This is a genomic window from Priestia sp. P5 (genome assembly GCF_029522155.1).
Lineage (GTDB): Bacteria > Bacillota > Bacilli > Bacillales > Bacillaceae_H > Priestia > Priestia megaterium_E.
In genome coordinates this window covers 348,184-366,561 of the sequence record NZ_JAKWFJ010000002.1, presented here as the reverse complement: position 1 = coordinate 366,561, position 18,378 = coordinate 348,184, and the positions used below count along the sequence as shown (strand labels likewise).

Annotated in this window: 18 protein-coding genes; 3 read left to right on the top strand and 15 right to left on the bottom strand. The window is 37.5% G+C overall.

From position 1 onward, the window contains the following. Window positions 1-475: 475 nt before the first annotated feature. The 3 genes from MMB69_RS18690 to MMB69_RS18680 all read right to left on the bottom strand — a co-directional run bounded on the left by MMB69_RS18690 (window position 476) and on the right by MMB69_RS18680 (window position 3,683). The gene (locus MMB69_RS18690) at window positions 476-1,372 is read right to left on the bottom strand and encodes a shikimate dehydrogenase (protein ID WP_277448188.1); all 897 of its coding nucleotides are present in this window, start codon (window positions 1,370-1,372) and stop codon (window positions 476-478) included. Window positions 1,373-1,888: 516 nt separating this feature from the next. Next, on the bottom strand, window positions 1,889-2,467 hold the full coding sequence (locus MMB69_RS18685; protein ID WP_277448187.1) for a DedA family protein: 579 nt from the start codon (window positions 2,465-2,467) through the stop codon (window positions 1,889-1,891). A 235-nt stretch (window positions 2,468-2,702) separates the two neighbouring features. Continuing rightward, window positions 2,703-3,683: a zinc-binding dehydrogenase gene (locus MMB69_RS18680; RefSeq protein WP_277448185.1), complete on the bottom strand. Its 981-nt coding sequence runs from the start codon at window positions 3,681-3,683 to the stop codon at window positions 2,703-2,705. A 161-nt stretch (window positions 3,684-3,844) separates the two neighbouring features. Here MMB69_RS18680 and MMB69_RS18675 point away from each other — a divergent pair, with 161 nt between their 5' ends. Continuing rightward, window positions 3,845-4,723, top strand: coding sequence for a LysR family transcriptional regulator (locus MMB69_RS18675; protein WP_264408918.1), 879 nt, complete (start codon window positions 3,845-3,847; stop codon window positions 4,721-4,723). Here the strand turns inward: MMB69_RS18675 and MMB69_RS18670 are convergent. The 4 genes from MMB69_RS18670 to MMB69_RS18655 all read right to left on the bottom strand — a co-directional run bounded on the left by MMB69_RS18670 (window position 4,720) and on the right by MMB69_RS18655 (window position 8,092). Further along, entirely contained in the window at window positions 4,720-5,751 is a 1,032-nt protein-coding gene (locus MMB69_RS18670) for an AI-2E family transporter (protein WP_221783915.1), read from the bottom strand. The genes MMB69_RS18675 and MMB69_RS18670 overlap by 4 nt on opposite strands. 168 nt (window positions 5,752-5,919) lie before the next feature. Next, window positions 5,920-6,573 (bottom strand): 5,6-dimethylbenzimidazole synthase, encoded by a 654-nt coding sequence (gene bluB / locus MMB69_RS18665; RefSeq protein WP_013055676.1) that lies wholly within the window; start codon window positions 6,571-6,573, stop codon window positions 5,920-5,922. Between the two features lie 359 nt (window positions 6,574-6,932). After that, window positions 6,933-7,352 (bottom strand): hypothetical protein, encoded by a 420-nt coding sequence (locus MMB69_RS18660; RefSeq protein WP_115653170.1) that lies wholly within the window; start codon window positions 7,350-7,352, stop codon window positions 6,933-6,935. 101 nt (window positions 7,353-7,453) lie between these two features. Further along, entirely contained in the window at window positions 7,454-8,092 is a 639-nt protein-coding gene (locus tag MMB69_RS18655; RefSeq protein ID WP_277448183.1) for a DUF1643 domain-containing protein, read from the bottom strand. A gap of 382 nt (window positions 8,093-8,474) precedes the next feature. Between MMB69_RS18655 and trhA the strand changes: the two genes are divergently transcribed. Beyond that, window positions 8,475-9,125 (top strand): PAQR family membrane homeostasis protein TrhA, encoded by a 651-nt coding sequence (gene trhA / locus MMB69_RS18650; protein ID WP_221783913.1) that lies wholly within the window; start codon window positions 8,475-8,477, stop codon window positions 9,123-9,125. A gap of 42 nt (window positions 9,126-9,167) precedes the next feature. On the opposite strand, the gene MMB69_RS18645 is transcribed toward trhA, so the two are convergent. The 7 genes from MMB69_RS18645 to treP form a co-directional block, all read right to left on the bottom strand. Continuing rightward, window positions 9,168-10,355 carry an NRAMP family divalent metal transporter gene (locus MMB69_RS18645; protein ID WP_277448182.1) on the bottom strand — a complete coding sequence of 396 codons (1,188 nt, stop codon included), beginning with the start codon at window positions 10,353-10,355 and terminating at the stop codon, window positions 9,168-9,170. Between the two features lie 9 nt (window positions 10,356-10,364). Beyond that, window positions 10,365-11,120 (bottom strand): LamB/YcsF family protein, encoded by a 756-nt coding sequence (locus tag MMB69_RS18640; RefSeq protein WP_277448181.1) that lies wholly within the window; start codon window positions 11,118-11,120, stop codon window positions 10,365-10,367. Between the two features lie 12 nt (window positions 11,121-11,132). After that, entirely contained in the window at window positions 11,133-12,131 is a 999-nt protein-coding gene (locus tag MMB69_RS18635) for a 5-oxoprolinase subunit C family protein (protein ID WP_277448179.1), read from the bottom strand. Further along, window positions 12,121-12,843, bottom strand: a complete 723-nt coding sequence (gene pxpB, locus MMB69_RS18630) for a 5-oxoprolinase subunit PxpB (protein ID WP_277448177.1) — start codon at window positions 12,841-12,843, stop codon at window positions 12,121-12,123. Before pxpB ends, MMB69_RS18635 begins: the two co-directional genes overlap by 11 nt. Window positions 12,844-13,196: 353 nt before the next feature. Beyond that, a complete protein-coding gene (treR, locus tag MMB69_RS18625; protein WP_028412210.1) occupies window positions 13,197-13,913 on the bottom strand; it encodes a trehalose operon repressor in 717 nt (238 codons plus the stop codon). A gap of 88 nt (window positions 13,914-14,001) precedes the next feature. Then, window positions 14,002-15,687 (bottom strand): alpha,alpha-phosphotrehalase, encoded by a 1,686-nt coding sequence (gene treC, locus MMB69_RS18620; protein WP_221783903.1) that lies wholly within the window; start codon window positions 15,685-15,687, stop codon window positions 14,002-14,004. A 15-nt stretch (window positions 15,688-15,702) separates the two neighbouring features. Beyond that, window positions 15,703-17,166 (bottom strand): PTS system trehalose-specific EIIBC component, encoded by a 1,464-nt coding sequence (gene treP / locus MMB69_RS18615; RefSeq protein ID WP_264408913.1) that lies wholly within the window; start codon window positions 17,164-17,166, stop codon window positions 15,703-15,705. A gap of 199 nt (window positions 17,167-17,365) precedes the next feature. On the opposite strand from treP, the gene MMB69_RS18610 reads away from it, so the two are divergent. After that, a complete protein-coding gene (locus MMB69_RS18610; RefSeq protein ID WP_221783899.1) occupies window positions 17,366-17,542 on the top strand; it encodes a YvzF family protein in 177 nt (58 codons plus the stop codon). Between the two features lie 38 nt (window positions 17,543-17,580). Here MMB69_RS18610 and aroD read toward each other — a convergent pair whose 3' ends face one another. Beyond that, window positions 17,581-18,366 (bottom strand): type I 3-dehydroquinate dehydratase, encoded by a 786-nt coding sequence (aroD, locus tag MMB69_RS18605; protein WP_221783897.1) that lies wholly within the window; start codon window positions 18,364-18,366, stop codon window positions 17,581-17,583. Between the last annotated feature and the right edge of the window lie 12 nt (window positions 18,367-18,378).

Below are 18,378 nucleotides of genomic sequence, written 5' to 3'. Positions count from 1 at the left end.
CTCTTATCCTTTCCGTAAAACTTTTATTAGTGGAATTAAAAAGATTAATAGAAAGTTCTAATTAGAACGATCTAATAAATTTTTATTAGAACGATCTAATTCCAACGGGAATCTCTTCACATATTGCGGAACGATGCCGTATATTTTATGATCTACTCAAATATCCGAACATGATGTGATTAGTGTCTGCTTTTTTAATTTCTCATTGTAACACCTGCCTTTTTTGACTAAGCGTCGTCTTTTGACACAGCCTAATGTAAAATTAATTCAAACTTGAGTTTTAGTATACTGAATTACATTTCTCTGCGCAATATATATTTTTAATTTTTAGAAAATTGAAATATATACTTTTTTAATATAACAAAACCTTTTATATATTAATCGTCTAGAATCATTTTTTTATTGTGCTAGAGGAAAAGAAGATATAGTCCCTTCATTTATACAAATTTCTAGCAAAGTTAAAAAATACGCGTTTTTAATACTGTAAGCTCGGTTCAAACATTTGTTGCTTAATATACTCCACAGGCATCTCTTTTCCTGTCCACAATTCAAACGCCATGGCCCCTTGCCAGATCATCATTCCTATTCCATTAACAGTGTGACATCCAATTGATTCAGCTTGTTCTAACAGTTTTGATTTCATAGGCATATACACGACATCTGTTACAATTAAATCAGGACGCAGCATTGATATATCTTCAATAATGCTGAATTCTTCTAACGGTTTCATTCCTACTCCTGTTCCATTTGTCAAAATATCGCTCGTTCTAATTTCTTCTCTTAACCTGTCTGTATCCTCAAGAGAATACAGCTTCGCTTTACATGAAACATGTTTCATCTCTTCATTAATAATTTTTACGTTTTCTACAGCTTTTGAATAAAATTCATCATGACGAGCAAAAATTGTTAATTCTTCAAGTCCTTCTAAAGCCGCTTGAATAGCAATAGGCGTCGCTGCTCCACCCGAACCGACCAACGTCATTTTTTTCCCTGTGATCTCCACGCCGTTCTCTTTTAAATTTCGAATGTAGCCCATACCGTCTGTGCTATGCCCAACTAGTACGCCATTATCGTTTACGACGGTATTGACAGCTCCTGAAAATTTGGCGCTGTCTGCTAATTCATCAAGAAACGGGAGAATTTTTGTTTTATTTGGCATGGATACATTAAAACCTTTAACATTTAACGCTCTCAGCCCTTTAATCGCATCTTCTAACGAGTCATTTCCTACCTCAAAAGCTAAATAAGCATAATTTAATCCCAGTTTTTTAAAGGCCATATTATGCATAGATGGTGATAATGAATGTCCAATTGGAGTTGCTAACAGGCCAATGAGCTGAGTTTTGCCGTTGATACGCCCTGCACTTTTCATGATTCTACCTCCTGTTTTATTAAAATTTCAGAAATACTTGTGGTGCCTAACCTGTACTTTTTAAGCTTATTTTCATTTACGATCAAACACATTTCATATGCATATAGTACGGGTAATTAGATCGATCTAATTTTAAACTATACTCATTATTTAACTAATCTGTAACAAGCTGCATTCAAAACCAAAGCTGCTCTACTCACATGTAAAAAGAAAGAAATCGCTTACAAATTTATGGTTTTAATAACACACGTTTGACACGTACTGTACGTCTTACCTCCCTTCACAAGGCAGCATTTCTCAACATTGCTAGAAACAAAGCTTTTACCTATACCTGGCTTCTTTTATTAAATAACTGCAGTAAACACCGGATGAACCAAGATAATTCTTAGCGACCTTATGTATCATAGTATCACATTTTTTTAAAAGGAAAAATGTTTTTTTATTATTTTTCAGAAAAATCTTTTTATTTAAAGAATTTCTTTATATTAAAATAAAGCTATAACCATCATTATAGCTTTATTCTTGAGCGTGGCTTTCTCTTCTCTTTTTCATCCACCAGCCTGCACCAACTATCACTCCGATTATAAGAATAACAAATATTAAACGATCTACATCATGCAAATATTTTTGGATTTTTTCAATATCTCCAAGTCCTCCTACATAGAGCAAAAAAACAAACCACGGAAAAATTCCTAAGGTACTGTATAAAACAAAGTCCTTAGATTTGATTTTACTAAGGCCTGCCAAATAGGTTATATAGTTTGCGATACTGATGGGACGAGAAATCGTAATACTCCATTTTCCATATTTATGAAACCATTTTTGGGCACGCTTTATATTTTTTTCACCAAACCAGCGCTTGGTAATAAATTCAAACCTGTATCCCATAACGAACGGAATATAGTTGAATGCGATATAAATAACGGTATTGACAGCTGAAACAATAAGGATTTTCCATATTGAAAGCTGCAGCACCGAGCCAATGAGCAAAATCGATAACGTACACGGAAAAGGAATTGCCGCAGCTTCGATTGCTGTAGCAATAAAGATGCCCACTATGCCTAAATTTTGTACAAAATCAATAAACCCTTGCACCTTTTTTCTCCTTTCAATCATACAAATTTCACGTTCTTTCATCATAACTCAAACTATTCAAAATTTCACGATTTCAAAGCAATTTTACTAGTAAAAAAAGCTCATACGCACTCGTTTGCCATATTTGATTATCTTCTATCATATGCAGTTCATAAGTGAAGTAACGCAAAAAAAGAAAATAGCAGAAAAAAACTCTTTTATTAGTTGTAATAAAAGAGTCTTTTCTGTCCTGCTATTATTTAATTTTAGCAATGATTTTCCCTTTCACATGGCGTTTTGAAAGCTCTTCTAATGCACTTGGCACTTCTTTTAACGAGATGATGCGCTCAATCATCGGAGCTACTTTCTTCTCTGCTACCAATGCTAAAAGCTCATCGCCCATTTTTGCTAAATCCGCTTGCGCAATCATGTCATCAACGTGGTGTGCAGCATTTAAAGCTACTTCATGATAAGAAATCACCTTTGTAAAAGGCTTTACTTTTGTATAATCAGGTGCACCAGCAATATGTGCTAAATGCCCTCTATAGGCAATCATATCTAAAGAGTCTGTTGCGTTCTTTGCGCTCACCGTGTCAAGCACAGCATCTACGCCGCGGCCATTTGTCAGCTCCAATACTTTTTCTGCGACGTTTTCCTCGCGATAATCAATTACATAATCGGCTCCTAACGACTTTACATACTCATGATTATGTGCTGAAGCTGTTGAGAAAACGGTCTTTCCAGCGTTTTTAGCAAGCTGCACGCCAAAGCCCCCTACGCCTCCAGCTCCTCCATGAATTAAGATGGTTTGAATATGGTTCATTGGAAGTTTACGAAATAGTGCTTCATACGCCGTGTAACCTGCAGTAGGCAAAGCAGCAGCTTCTTCAAATGTAACAGCATCAGGAATGCGCGAAATTGAATGAGCAGTTGTAACCGCATATTCAGCATATCCACCTTTTTTCATAAAGTCCCCGTGATAGACGACGCGGTCTCCTTTTTTCCAATCAACTACTCCTTCTCCAACTTCATCAATTGTCCCAGCTACATCTAAACCTAGAATGTGAGGATATGTCCAATGAGGGTTTCCGTTAGTAGCTGTTTTATAATCTACGGGATTAAGTCCCACTGCGTGAACTTCAACTACTACTTCCCCTTTATTCGGAAGAGGTTTTTCTATTTCTTCTACTTTCATTTCTGTCCATTTATTTTTATCTTGCAATAATAATGCTTTCACAGTCTAACTCTCCTTTTTAAATCATTTGCCTAGCGTTGCTATTATTATTTTATCTAAAAATGATTTGCTTACTATTTTTATTTTAAAGAGAGCTTGTCTATAATACAAATTAGAAAATAAATAGATAACCATAAATAAATTTATAAGAAAGGATGACATAAATGATTGATTTTGAATGGTATCGCAGCTTTATAAGCATTTACAAATATCGATCCGTTTCTGAAGCAGCCAGAGCGAGGATCTTAACGCAGCCGGCCATGAGTCAGCACTTAGCTGCTTTAGAAGCTGAAATAGGCGAAGGTTTATTTATCCGTGCACCGAGAAAGATGATTCCAACAGAAAAAGGTAAAGAACTGTACACGCGTATTGTCCCGTTAATTGAAAGTCTAGAAGCTGCTTCAATTGAATTAAAAATGACCGCTTCATCTCCCAACGCGCTGCCGGTCGTAAAAATTGGTTCTCCCGTAGAGTATTTTACCGAACAAGCTTTAGAGAGAATAAAAGATGCAGGTATCCGATGCTACAGCCAGTTTGGTATTGCTTCTGTTTTACTTGAAAAGATTCAAAACGACGAAATTGATATTGCGATTACAACCCAAAGATTGCAAATACCTGGAATTGAATATACGGTCATTGAAGAAGAAGAGTTTGTCTTAACTGTTCCTCCTTCTTTTGAAATGACAGCTAGTAAAGACGTAGAAGATTTTTTATACAACCAGCGGTGGATTAGCTATGGTCTTGAACTTCCTATTATTAGACGTTTTTGGCGACAGCATTTTAAAAAACGACCTGAAATTCAGCCTCATCACGTCATTCCAAATCTTCAAACGGTGTTAAAAGCCATTCAGCATCACATGGGAATCAGCCTGCTTCCCCGCTATTTAATTCAAGAAGCGCTTCGAGAAAGAAAAGTAAAAATCGAACTTGAACATTTAGCAGTAAAAAATCAGATCTTTCTTGCTTATAAACTTAAGCATCGCGATCATCCTACTATTCAAAAAACGATACGCTGCTTAAGAAAAGAAACCTCTGCAGACTAGTCTACGGAGGTTTCTTTTTTTGACAGCTGCTGTGCTGAATCTACTCCTACTAGATCTAAAAAGAAAATAAAGATAGGAATACCAAGAATCAGCCCCCACACGCCCAAGAAGTGTTCACCAAACACTAAAATGATAAACGTAATGAACGTTGGCAAGTTTGTTTTAGATGACATGAGCTTTGGATTTAATACATAGCTTTCAAGTGCGTGAAGTACTACCACCATAATTAACACAGATAGTACTTTTACACCGCCTCCTAAACTGTAAGCGATTGTACAAAGTGGAATGAGTGAAACAAATACCCCAAGGACCGGCACTAGCCCTAGTAGAAAGACCATAACGCCAAGTGCAAGCAAATTAGGAAACCCTAACACCCACAGCGCAATAACGGACAAAATGCTGTTCACAAAAGCGATAATAAACTGAACTTCTATTACCTTGCCGAAGGAATTAACAAATTTTCTCCCCAAATAGCCAGCTTCTTTGAAAAACCAGCCCAGCCTAGATTGTTCCAGTTGGACAAATAATCGGTGAATCCGCGACTTTTCAAGTAAAAAGAATAGGCTTAACAAGAGTGCTAAGAAAACTTGTGCACTTACTTTTCCAATATTAGATAAATAGCTGTATACTAAATCAATATTCTGCTGAATATTTTCTGGTGATTTGAATCTCTTTAGATTATCGATAATATAGGTGACGAATGTATTATCAGGGGGGTGTTTGTAAAAATACATCAGCTTCTGTACAAGCTCAGTAACTTGCGTCATAATAACCGGGATATATACATATCCTACAATACCGAGGGCCCCAATCAGTGCGATATAGATGACGATGAGTATAAGCGTTGAATTAAGCGGAAGCTTTCTTCTTAACGTTTGTTGAAGACGACCAATTAAAAAGGTAAAAATAAACGTAAATAACAGCAGCTGAAGCATACTTCTAATGCTGACAAGTAAAACTGTAATGATAATAAGCGTAATGATGCGAACAGTAAGTTTGTTGTGAAGCCAACTTCTTGCAATATTCATGAAACCTTCAATTCTCCTATCTCTCTTTTTCCCAAGTCATTTGTATACATATAAATAAAACGGATACGCTAGACGCTCATATCCGCTTTCGCTATATATAGTGTATCATTTAATATTCAAATTTCACTATATTTCGGCGCTTTTTAGTATGTCTTTATTTTCTCTTCGCTATTCTTTTTCATTTTCCCATACATTATGATAAATTAGCTTGTCTAAATCCCTTCTTTTTTCCCAGTTTGCTTGTTCTAAGATTGGTTTCTCAGGATATTTATCTGTATAGCCAATTGACATGAGCGCTACAGGATCAATATGAGGAGGAATATGTAAAATGTCACGTACATCATTTTTCTTATAAAAACTTACCCACCCCATTGCCAGTCCTTCTGCATATGAAGCAAGCCACATATTTTGAATCGCACACGCAGTTGACATCATATCGGTTTCTGGAATTGAGTTTCTTCCGAGAACATGAGAGCCCCCTCTTGTTGGATCACACGTTACGCAAATAGTTAACGGCGCTTCTTTTAATCCTTGAATCTTTAGCTCTAAAAAATCTTCTTTCTTTTCACCTTCATAATGAATAGCCAGTGCTCTTCTCTCTTTATCTGCTGCCCAGGCAAGTTTATTTTTCACTTCTGTATCAGATACTAATATAAAATTCCAAGGCTGCATAAACCCGACGGAAGGTCCGCTGTGAGCAGCCTGTAGAATGTTATAAACCGTTTCATTCGGAATCTCATCAGACAAAAATGTTCGTACATCTCTTCTTCCATAAATCGCTTTGTATACTGCTTGCTTTTCGTCGTTTGTAAACGAATTCATCTTCTTCAACCTCCATTAAACTCTTTTTTTAACTATTTTTCTAAAAAAACATTAAAAAAATGTGATCCAAACTTTATGTTTTCTCGTATTACTATGTAAATCTATCATAAAGGAGGTTGCAAACATGTTCAACGACGTTTTAATGAACTTATTTAACGCGGTAAGCAGCATCATCAACACAATTGGATAAAAAAAGCACAAAGAAAAGGGTAACTGCCATTACCACCGTCTTTATGCTTTACTAGTTCAAAATCATATATTTTACAATAAAAAGAACTCTTTGATTAGGAGTTCTTTTTATTTATCCTAACATGTTCCCTTTTATTTGTATATATGCCTTGCCAGTTCAACAGATTCACTTATATGTTGCAAGCATATACATAGGTCTGCAGCTCGTAGTGCAGTTCTTTTAAGTCTTCAGCTGCTTGAGTCAATAACTTCTTTCGCTGAGCTGTATACACATCTAGAATAGCTCTTTCTACTTTTACTTTTTCTTCATATAAAATATCTAACTTATCTTCATTTCCTTCCAGAGAAATAGGCTTTAACATAGCAAATTGATAAATGGGTTGTCCATAATCCAATTTTGTTAAAATAGAACCTACTAATATATCCTGCGAGCATTCATATACGAAGTTTAACAGCGTACTTAATTCTTCTAGACGAGAAATATCCAGCTCTGCATTTTCGTTGATCACAGCCCCTATATATTGAAAGCACTCTTCTTCTAACTCATTATAAATAGTTGTGATGCGGTGCAACACTTCATTCAACTTCATAAAGTTCCCCCTTCACACACGCTTCTTGATACAACCATATGACAAAACTTGGTGTTTTATACTAACGAAAAAGCGAGGAATATAAACCTCGCTTCTTCTTTTTACCGATACATACTGGAAATGTCTTCAATAAACATAAGCGGTTCTTCTTCTGTTAGTTGTTTAATTGGAGAATAATCCTCTCCACCAAAACTTTGATCTATGTCTTCAATAAACGAAGAAACTTCTTCTGACTCTTCACGATTAGCCGGCACTTCGTATTTCTGTAATTCTGTACGGTGCACGACGGATAAAATATGGCGAGGGAATTGCTGCTTCGTTTTTCCAAAACAGTATACCGGCTTGTGTTTCAAAAAGCGTTCTACTTCCTCTTGCCGGTTATAAATGCTTCCATGATCACCCCAAGCTACCACAACCAGTTCAGCATCTTCCACTGCTTTTTGAATATACTCACCTGTTCTTGTTCCAACAGCTTCTTCTTTTGAAAGCATGCGTAAAAACGAAACATGATCGGTTTGATAGCTGAATAAATAAACGATTTCTAAGACTCCAAATCCCCACTTTTGCGCCAGTTCTATACATTTGGATATAGCTGTATCGTCGCTGTATTCATACGTATTTTCTGGAAATGACAAGACAAACGTAAGTTTACGTTCGTTTACTTCACTCCATTTGCATAATAGAGAGTATTTGTATGTGCCTGTTTCATCAAAAATAACTTCTTTTTTCACTGCTTCCATCCCCCTGCCTTCTTACAATCTTGTTACTTATCTATTGCAAATGAGCTAAGCAGTAATCGTAACCTTGACTGTTAAAAGTTTTATTTTATATGTATTTCAAAATCATGCCTTCATGACAACTTTTCTGCCATTTTTTCAAAAAGCATTTTTTTCTTCTATACATGCTTTTTACAGCTAGTGAACATTCACATATACATCTTTCCTCTTTTCGAACCTCCAGTCAAAATAGATAAAATCAAAAGAATGGTCTATAATAAAGAAATAATCAATGAACTTTCCACTCATGTTTTTGACAGTTACGGATTTTTTCTCAGCAGGTATGTTCAAACCTGAACCTCTGAGAAAATAGAAGATAAATTTGTGTAAAGAAAGGATTTTGTAAATGGCTACTACACACACATTTACAAGAGGAGAAGAAATTGCAAATGCGATTACACACGGCGTTGGAGCCATACTCAGCATTGTTGGATTAACGCTTTTAATCGTACTTTCTTCGTTAGAAGGAACGCCTTGGCATGTTATCAGTTTTACTATTTACGGAGTAACCATGCTGCTTCTCTATGTCTCCTCTACGCTTGTCCATAGTTTTCCGGAAGGTAAGGTAAAAGATCTTTTTGAGATATTTGACCACTCTTCTATTTATTTGTTTATTGCCGGTACGTACACTCCATTTTTATTTATCGCAGTAAAAGGAACCACCGGCTGGACACTTTTTGGAATTGTGTGGGGCATCGCTCTTGCAGGAATTGTATTCAAAGCTTTTTTTGTGAAGAAATTCCTTTTTATTTCCACCATTCTTTACGTATTTATGGGATGGATGATTGTGTTTGCTTGGGATTCGTTAACTCAAAACATTGCCCATCAAGGAATTGTCCTTCTCGTAGTTGGAGGCGTGTTGTATACAATCGGGGCCGTTTTTTACGTATGGCGAGGATTTCGTTTTCATCATATGATTTGGCATATGTTTGTTCTTGGCGGAACCGTACTCCACTTTTTAGCAATCATTTTATATGTATTGCCTATAACCAATTAAAAAAGGGCCAGAAGGCCCTTTTTTAATTGGTTATAGAATTCCTTACCACAGTTTTGCCATTTGAGTCACAAGCGTATAGACTCCTAGTACAGCCATAATAACGACCACAAAACCGCCAAAAACGGTAAGCCAAGTCGGATGCTTGTAATCGCCTACTATCTTCTTTTTATACGCCGCTATAAGCATTGTTCCAAGTGTAATAGGTAAGATTAACCCATTTAATGCTCCAGCTAAAATAAGCAGAGTGACCGGCTGGCCAATCGTCAAGAAAACCAGGGTTGAAATCGTAATAAATGCAATGATAATCCAGTTTTCATATTTCTCAATCCTTTTGCTGAAGGATTTAATAAAGGAAACCGATGTATATGCTGAACCAATAACTGAAGTGATAGCCGCTGCTGCCATGACGACACCGAATAATTTATAGCCAATATCCCCTGCGGCTAACTGAAAAACAGAGGCTGGTGGATTATCAGGATTCAGTTTTAACCCTTGACTCAACACACCTAATGTCGCTAAAAATAGAAAAATTCGAATGATGGAAGCAATCGTAATACCGGATACTGCTCCCCTTGTTACTTCAGGAATCGCAGCTTTTCCTTTAATTCCTGCATCTAATAAACGATGACCTCCTGCAAATGTAATATATCCTCCTACCGTTCCTCCTACAAGAGTCACAATTGCCATTACGTCAATGTGATCCGGCCAAAATGTTTTAGATACCGCTTCTCCTACTGGGGGAGCGGACGAAATAGCCACATACACCATTAAAATAATTAATATTCCGCCCATTAATTGAGCAAATCGATCCATTAATTTTCCGGCTTCTTTGACTAAAAAGATTGCGATAGAAATGATGGCTGTAATGACTGCACCCGCTTTAGGAGAAATACCAAATAGCGCATTAAAGCCAAGACCCGCTCCTCCTACGTTTCCAATATTAAATGCTAAGCCTCCAATTACAATTAAAATAGCAATAAATAAGCCGAGACCTGGCAAAACACTGTTAGCGATATCCTGTGCTCTTTTTTCTGAAACGGCAATAATACGCCATACGTTTAGCTGAACGCCAATGTCTAATAAAATCGACAGTAAAATGACAAAACCGAAACTTGCGGCGAGAGCTTGTGTAAAGACCGTTGTTTGAGTTAAAAAACCTGGACCCACTGCTGAAGTAGCCATTAAAAATGCTGCGCCGAGCAGCACGCTCCAGTTGCGTTCTTTTTTCATGATGTCACCTCATTGTGGTTGAATAATGATTTGTTCTTCTTTTAGCTTGTCACAAATAGCTTTGGCAAATTCAACAGCATGTGCACCGTCTCCATGAATACAAACGGTATCTGCTTGAATGGAAATCTCTTCGTTTTGCACAGTGAATACTTTCTTTTCTTTGACCATTTTAATTACTTGAGCAATAGCCGCTTCTTCATCTTGAATCACGGCGTTTTCAACGTTTCTCGGCGTCAGCATGCCGTTCTGTTGATAGGTTCGATCTGCAAATACTTCCTGAGACGTACGCAAGCCCATTTCGTTTCCAGCTTTAATCAATTCACTTCCAGCCAAACCATATAGAATAGCTTCCTGACTAACATTATAAACAGCTTCAGCAATAGCTTTAGCTATGTCTCGATCCCCTGCAGCCATATTATATAAAGCGCCATGAGGTTTCACATGATGAAGGGTCCCTCCTTCTGCACGTATAAAAGCTGAAAGAGCCCCCATTTGATACACCATTAAATCATAAGCTTCTCGAGGCGTAATTTTCATATATCTACGTCCAAATCCAGCTAAATCTTGCAATCCGGGGTGCGCGCCAATCGCCACATTTTCACTCAAAGCCAGCTTTACTGTTTCTCTCATAACCGAAGGATCTCCGGCATGAAAGCCACAAGCAATGTTTGCTGACGTTACATAGCGTAAAATTTCTTTATCATTTCCTAATTTATAGTTCCCAAAGCTCTCCCCTAAGTCACAGTTCAGATCAACGGTAGCCATCTTCTTCTCTCCTTATATTTTCATTCGAAGTGCTCTTTTAATATGATTTATTTTCTTTTCCTGCTCCATATATAAATGCTGCGCTTCATCCAGTGAAATTACTTGAAAAGAAACCTTTTTCCCTGGAGAAATTTGCGCCAGCGCTGAAAAATCTGCAGTTGCTACCTGTCCGATTCTAGGATATCCGCCTGTTGTTTGATGATCTGCTAATAAAACAATAGGGTGTCCTTCTTTTGGTACTTGAATTGTACCGAACGTCACAGCGCTAGAAAGCAGCTCTTTTTCTTGACCAAGGACTAGTTTCTTCCCTTTTAGCCTATAGCCCATTCGGTCAGATTGCGGCGTAACGTCAAATTCTTGATTAAAGAAATGTTGTTGACTTTCTTTCGTAAACCAATCAAATTCCGCACCTTTCATCGTGCGGATAATAGGCGTCTCGTATGAAGGAAGAAGTTTAGGATGAATCGTCCAAAAAGCCTGCTGAAAAGAGCGGTCCGTTTGCTTTTTCACCAGTTTCTTTATAATTGCTTCCCCTATTTCTGTAGGAGGATGGCTTAATACTTCGTCTCCTGACTGTAATGCTTTACCGTGCAGCCCGCCTATCCGAGCGCGAAGTGAAGTAGATGTACTTCCCATAACTGCAGGAACATTAAAAGCACCGGAAACCGATAAATAAGAACGGCACCCTAAAGTCGGAACACCAAACTGCAGCACGCTCCCTTTTTTCACATATAAAGGCCGCCACATCTTTACGGCTTCATCATTAACAGTTGGCGATAAATCCCCTCCTGTCAGGGCAATCAAAGCATCTTGCTGAAATTCAATTTTTGGTCCCATTAACGTAATTTCAATAACCGGCTGGTTTTCTTGATTTCCTACTAATAAGTTGGCAATCCTTAAAGCAACTTTGTCCATTGCCCCGCTGACAATCATGCCGTCCTTTTGATATCCATGTCTGCCGATATCTTGAATCGTTGTTAATAAACCAGGACGTATCACTTTAATACTCATCTTCATCCACCTCCTTTTGTGCTTCATATTCCGTTTCAGAAATGGAAACAAATCGGATACGATCACCTGCTTGAAGTAAGCTTGGCGAGTCTTTTTCTGGGTTAAATAGTGTAAGAGGAGTACGCCCGATTAACTGCCATCCTCCAGGTGTTTCAATTGGGTACACTCCGGTTTGCATTCCTGCGATGCCAACTGACCCTTTTGGGATGCTGTTTCTCGGTGATTCTTTTCTTGGAGTCGCAATTTCTTCGCTCATCCCTCCCAAGTAAGGAAAACCAGGAGCAAAGCCTATCATATACACCAAATATTCTCCATTTGTATGAATAGAGATAACTTCATCAGGCGTTAATGAATGAAAAGCGGCTACTCTCTCTAAGTCCGGGCCGTACTTTCCTCCGTAACACACCGGAATTTCAATTTGTCTAGCGACCGCTTCAGATTTTTCTTCCTGGCGGAAAAGCAGTTCTTCAATATATGTAGATATTTCTGTGTAAGGATTTCTTCTTCCTTTTTCACTCATTATCCAAGGATCATAATAGATTGTAACTGTTGCAAAAGCCGGCACATATTCAATCATTCCCTTACATAATGATTGCTCTAGCACCTCAGTAAATTGCTGAATACGTTTATGTATACCGAAATTAATTTCGTCTCCAAATGAAACGACAATGCCGCTGTCACCAAGAGGATAAAGTCGATAATCGTGACTCATTCCGTCTCCTCCTTTTTACTTAGTATTGTTTGAGCAGCTCCCTTTAATGCTGTAGTTAGATACATCCATTAGAATTACTAATGGAATTGTTGTTTTTAAATAACATTTTCTTATACATCTAATAAAAAAAGAACAATAAATCCCTATCCTGTATGGATAACATTATACAAATATAAAATAATCTTATGTTCTACTAAAACAAACTCCAAAGAAAAATTCAACTTTTTTAAAATTTTATCGTCAAAATGATCACGTTTTTCCATTTTTCCCATAAAAAAACTGCTTTGTTTTTTATACCAAAGCAGTTTTTTGTGAACATGTACAAAAAGGAAAAACTCATGGGCAGTGAACCATTATATACCTCTGCGAGCAAAATCCACAAAACGAAACTTATCAAGACGATGACGTGATTCCGTATATTGAAAAAGGCTTGCATCTTCTAAATACACATAGTTTCTTACTACCACAATATGTTCATAGTCTTTTAAATCTAAGTAACACTTATCTTCGTCCGTCAGCTCGTCAACGGAAATTTCTTTTTTGGCAAAGCTTATTTTCAGCCCAAGATCTTTTTCTAAGTATTCATAAATAGAGCCTTTGCATATGTCTTTTGTGAGGTGAGGAACATACTTTTTATGAAAAAAATCTTTATCTAAAATAATTTTTTCTCCATCGATTTCACGCGCTCGAACTACTTTCCATATGAGATCTTTTTTCGTCGCCCCAAGCTGTGTGCACAGATCTTGATCGGCCTTAATTAATTCAAACTCTTTTACAATAGTAGTCGATGTATGTCCTAGCTTTTCCGCTACTTCTTTGAAGCTAACAAGTCCTGATACTGGAAAATCAAAGCGTGATACGTCCAATACAAATGAGCCTTTTCCTTTCATTTTTTGAATGTACCCATTTTGTGAAAGTAAATTTAACGCTTTCCGTATCGTTTCACGAGACGTTTGATACTGTTCAACAAGCTCATTTTCAGAAGGAAGTTTTGTATTAGGACGCCAGTCACCACGTTTAATTTTATCGACTAGCTGTTCGTAAATGCTGATAAATTTATTTTCTTTCAATTGCCATCACCTATTTTACTTTCTATATATACCCAATTGTATAAAAAGAACGATAGATTGTCACCCATCGTTCTTTTTACTTTTTTCTCTATTTTTTTAAATGATACACGATCGATTCATACGGCCGAAGTAAGACTCGCTTGAATTCCTTTGATGAATCTTCGTAGTTAGACAGCAATATTTCACTATGATATGCTTCAAAATTCAGATTTTCTGGCAGTTCAAAAGTCGTTTCGCTGCCGTAGAAATTGTTTATAACCAACAGCTTTTCATCTGCTCCATTTCGGATATAAGCAAAAATCTGCTCGTCTTCTTCAAGAATCAATTCATAGTTTCCATAGGTGATAATCTCGTACTGCTTTCGCAGTGCAATAAGCTTTTGATAAAAATAAAAAATTGAATCTTCATCATCTAACGCTTTTTCTACATTAATTTCACGGTAGTTATCGGCCGGATTAATCCATGGCTTTCCTTTTGTAAAACCTGCATTTGGCTCATCGCTCCATTGCACCGGTGTACGGGAATTATCTCTTGATTTATGTTTTAAAATCTCCAAAATTTCAGTTTCGTTCGTTCCTTGTGCACGTTTTATCTCATACACATTTAATGACTCCACATCTCTATATTCATCAATAGAAGAAAACTTCGGGTTTGTCATACCTATTTCTTCCCCTTGATAAATATAAGGTGTTCCCTGCATCAGATGAATCGTTGCAGCGAGCATTTTGGCAGATTTATTATGATAGAGTTCATCGTTTCCATAGCGGGAAACAACGCGAGGCTGATCATGGTTGCACCAAAATAGTGCATTCCATCCCCCTCCTTTATTCATCTCCGTTTGCCAAGTTGATAGAATCTCTTTTAATTTAATAAAATCAAAATCTGCTAACGCCCACTTTTCTCCGTTTGGGTAATCGACTTTCAAATGATGAAAATTAAACGTCATGCTAAGCTCGCCCCGGTCCGGATGAGAATATTGAATACAGTGGTCAACAGTTGTCGACGACATTTCCCCAACGGTCATGCTGTCGTATTTTGAAAAAACTTCTTGATTCATTTCTCGCATATATTCGTGAACGCGAGGACCGTCGGTATAAAATTTCCGTCCATCTCCTGGCGCGATAGAACCATCATCATCTAAAAAGCGCTGATCTTTTGAAATTAAGTTAATCACGTCCAGACGAAATCCATCTACTCCTTTTTCAAACCAAAACGTCATCATATCATACACGCTGCGGCGCACACGCTCATTTTCCCAGTTCAAATCCGCTTGCGTAACATCAAACAAATGCAGATACGATTGTTCTGTGAGTTTATCATGCTCCCACGCGGATCCTCCGAATTTTGAAACCCAGTTCGTCGGAGCACTTCCATCTTCTTTTTGATCTTTCCAAATATAAAAATCTCTGTACGGGTTATCTTTCGATTTTTTAGCTTCTTGAAACCATTCATGTTCAGTTGACGTATGATTAACGACAATATCCATGATGATTTTAAGATCCCGCTTATGCGCTTCTGTTACTAAACGATCGAAGTCCTCCATTGTTCCGTATTCTTCTTGAATAACAAAATAATCACTTATATCATATCCATTATCCCGCTGCGGCGATTTATAAATTGGCGTTAGCCACACAACGTCTACCCCGAGCTTTTTCAAATAATCTAGCTTTTCAATAATACCAGCTATATCACCCACGCCGTTGCCAGTCGTATCGTAAAAGCTTTTAGGATAAATTTGATAGACAACCGATTTTTTCCACCAAGGTTCTTGCATTTTTAACACCACCATTTAATTCTTTGGATTATGTTGAAACGATTCTGTAGCCGCGACAGTTGATGTAACGGTTGATTTTTTCTGAAGCTTTCCGAGCGTTAACGTTAAAAGAAACGGCACAACGATTACGATTACCATTCCAATAATAAAAGGCGGCCAGCTCTGTGGAACAATTGATAACGGAGCTGGTATACCCCCAATTCCCACCGACGCTGCTTTCACTCCGGCTACAGATATGACAACACCCGCAATAGCTGAACCAATCACTGCAGAAATAAAAGCAAATCTAAAACGCAAATTCACACCAAACATTGCAGGTTCCGTAATGCCAAGCCACGCTGAAACCCCTGACGTTAAAGATAATCCTTTTAATTTCTCATCATCTTTTGAAAGAACCATTATCGCGAAAGCCGCAGAGCCCTGTGCAATATTCGATAATGCTACCATTGGCCATAAGAACGTACTCCCTACGCTTCCAATCAGCTGTAAATCTACGGCCAAAAATGTATGGTGCATGCCTGTAATAACAAGAGGAGCGTATAAGCCTCCGTATACGAGCCCTCCAATAAATGGAGCCGTTTTAAACAGCCATACAACTGCACCTGTAATAACATTTCCTACTGCAAATGTAATCGGACCAATCACAATAAAAGCAAGAAACCCTGTTACTAAAAGAGCTACAGGCGCTACAATTAAAAGCTGAAAACCATCCGGTATTCGTTTTTTTAAGAATAATTCGATTTTTGCTAGTACAAACGAAGCAGCTAACACAGGTAAAACCTGTCCTTGATAGCCGACTTTCTCAACATGCAGGCCAAATAAATTCCACGTATCGATACTTCCTTTTTTTAATGCTTCTCCATAAGACCAAGCATTTAGCAAATCAGGGTGGACAAGCATGAGCCCAAGGACAATTCCAAATAAAGGGCTTCCTCCAAAACGCGTAACAGCTGACCACCCAATAAGAGCTGGCAAAAAGGCAAAAGCCGTATTGGCAATTAAATTAATCATGCTTGCGAAGTCTTTCCACTGTGTATGAACATCTACAATTGATTTATCATCGTAAAAAATTCCGGCTCCTGTTAGTACATTATTGATTCCCATCAATAAACCCGCGGTTACGATGGCCGGTAAAATGGGAATAAAAATGTCAGCTAATGTTTTTATTGCGCGCTGCAGCGGATTTAAGTTTTTAGCCGCTTCGTTTTTCACTTCCTCTTTTGACAGTTCACCTATCCCTGTAAGCGTCACCATTTCTTTATATACTTTATCAACTGTGCCTTGACCAATAACAACTTGAAACTGGCCGTTTGTAGAAAAAGATCCTTTTACCAATTCGTGCTCATCTAGCATACGTTGATTGACTTTACCTTCATCTTTTAAAACAAGTCGAAGACGCGTTACACAATGCGTTGCAGCAGAGATATTTTCTTTTCCGCCAACGGCTTCTACAATACGCTCCACAGATTCTCGATTCATGTCTTTTCCCCCTTGTTTCCGTTTTCATTTTATTCCTGTATTTCCTATCCCCCATATAAATCTCACCACAAACCTGTATATACAAATTTTATGTTTTTATTCTAACCTGTATATACAGGTTCGTCAACAAAAATAAAATTACTTCTTTTTCATTTCATGATATAGTCAAAAAGCAAAGTGTATGGAAGGAGACATTACAATGCTGCAAGTAAGATTAATGGGAACACAAGAAGAAATTAATGAAGCAATCAAACAGTTTGAACAGAACTACCATATAGAACATCAGTCAAAAGAATATACGCGAAGCGCTAATCCAAAGTACGACCGCAAAAAAGATACTCGGGTGTATCTTTCCATGCATTTAAAGGATAAATAAAAAGCACAAGAGCATAGCATGCTCTTGTGCTTTTTATTTTACATCGAAACGATTTGATGGGAATGATAGTTCTCAGGATCCGTAACTTTTTTTGTTAACTGAATTATTTTTCGTAATTCATCAATTGGAACTTGCCCAGGAGCTGAGCTGCTTTTCCCTACAGCGAAAGTAACAGAAGATCCGTACATCCACCCGACAATCCGGCTAATAGCTCCTAGTCCTCCCATCGACATGGTAATGAGAGGAATGGTGAGCTCTTTTTCAGCCTCTCTTGTAGCTTCCAATAAAGTTAAAACATCTTGATTGTTCTGAGGCATGACAGCTGCTTTTGCTGCATCTGCTCCGTAAAATTCAGCTAAAAATAAGCTTTTAAAAATTTCCGCTTTAGGAGGCGTAAAAGAAAAATTATGATAAGAAAGCACAAGTTTCTTATTATTTTCCTTGGAAACTTCACGTAAATAGCGGATATGATCCGGCTGATTTGATACTTCAAAATCAATAATTGCTACATATGGATGCTTACATACCTCTGCAAGTATGGCTACTACTTCCTTTTCTGATAAGGAAATAGGCTGCCCCCCTTCTTTTTGAGAACGTACAGTAAGCAAAATAGGCGTGCGCTCACTATTTTCATATATATCTTTAGCTGCAGAAAGGACGCTGTTTATATCTTGAATTTCTTCGTAAAAATCTAAGCGCCATTCAATTATATCCGGTTTTTTTAATAAAATTTCCGCTAGCTCTGTTAAAAGCTCTTTGCGATCTTTGCCTACTAAAGGGGTACAAATAGCTGGAGAATGAGCTCCTTCTCCTCGTTCTAACATAGGAACAGCTCC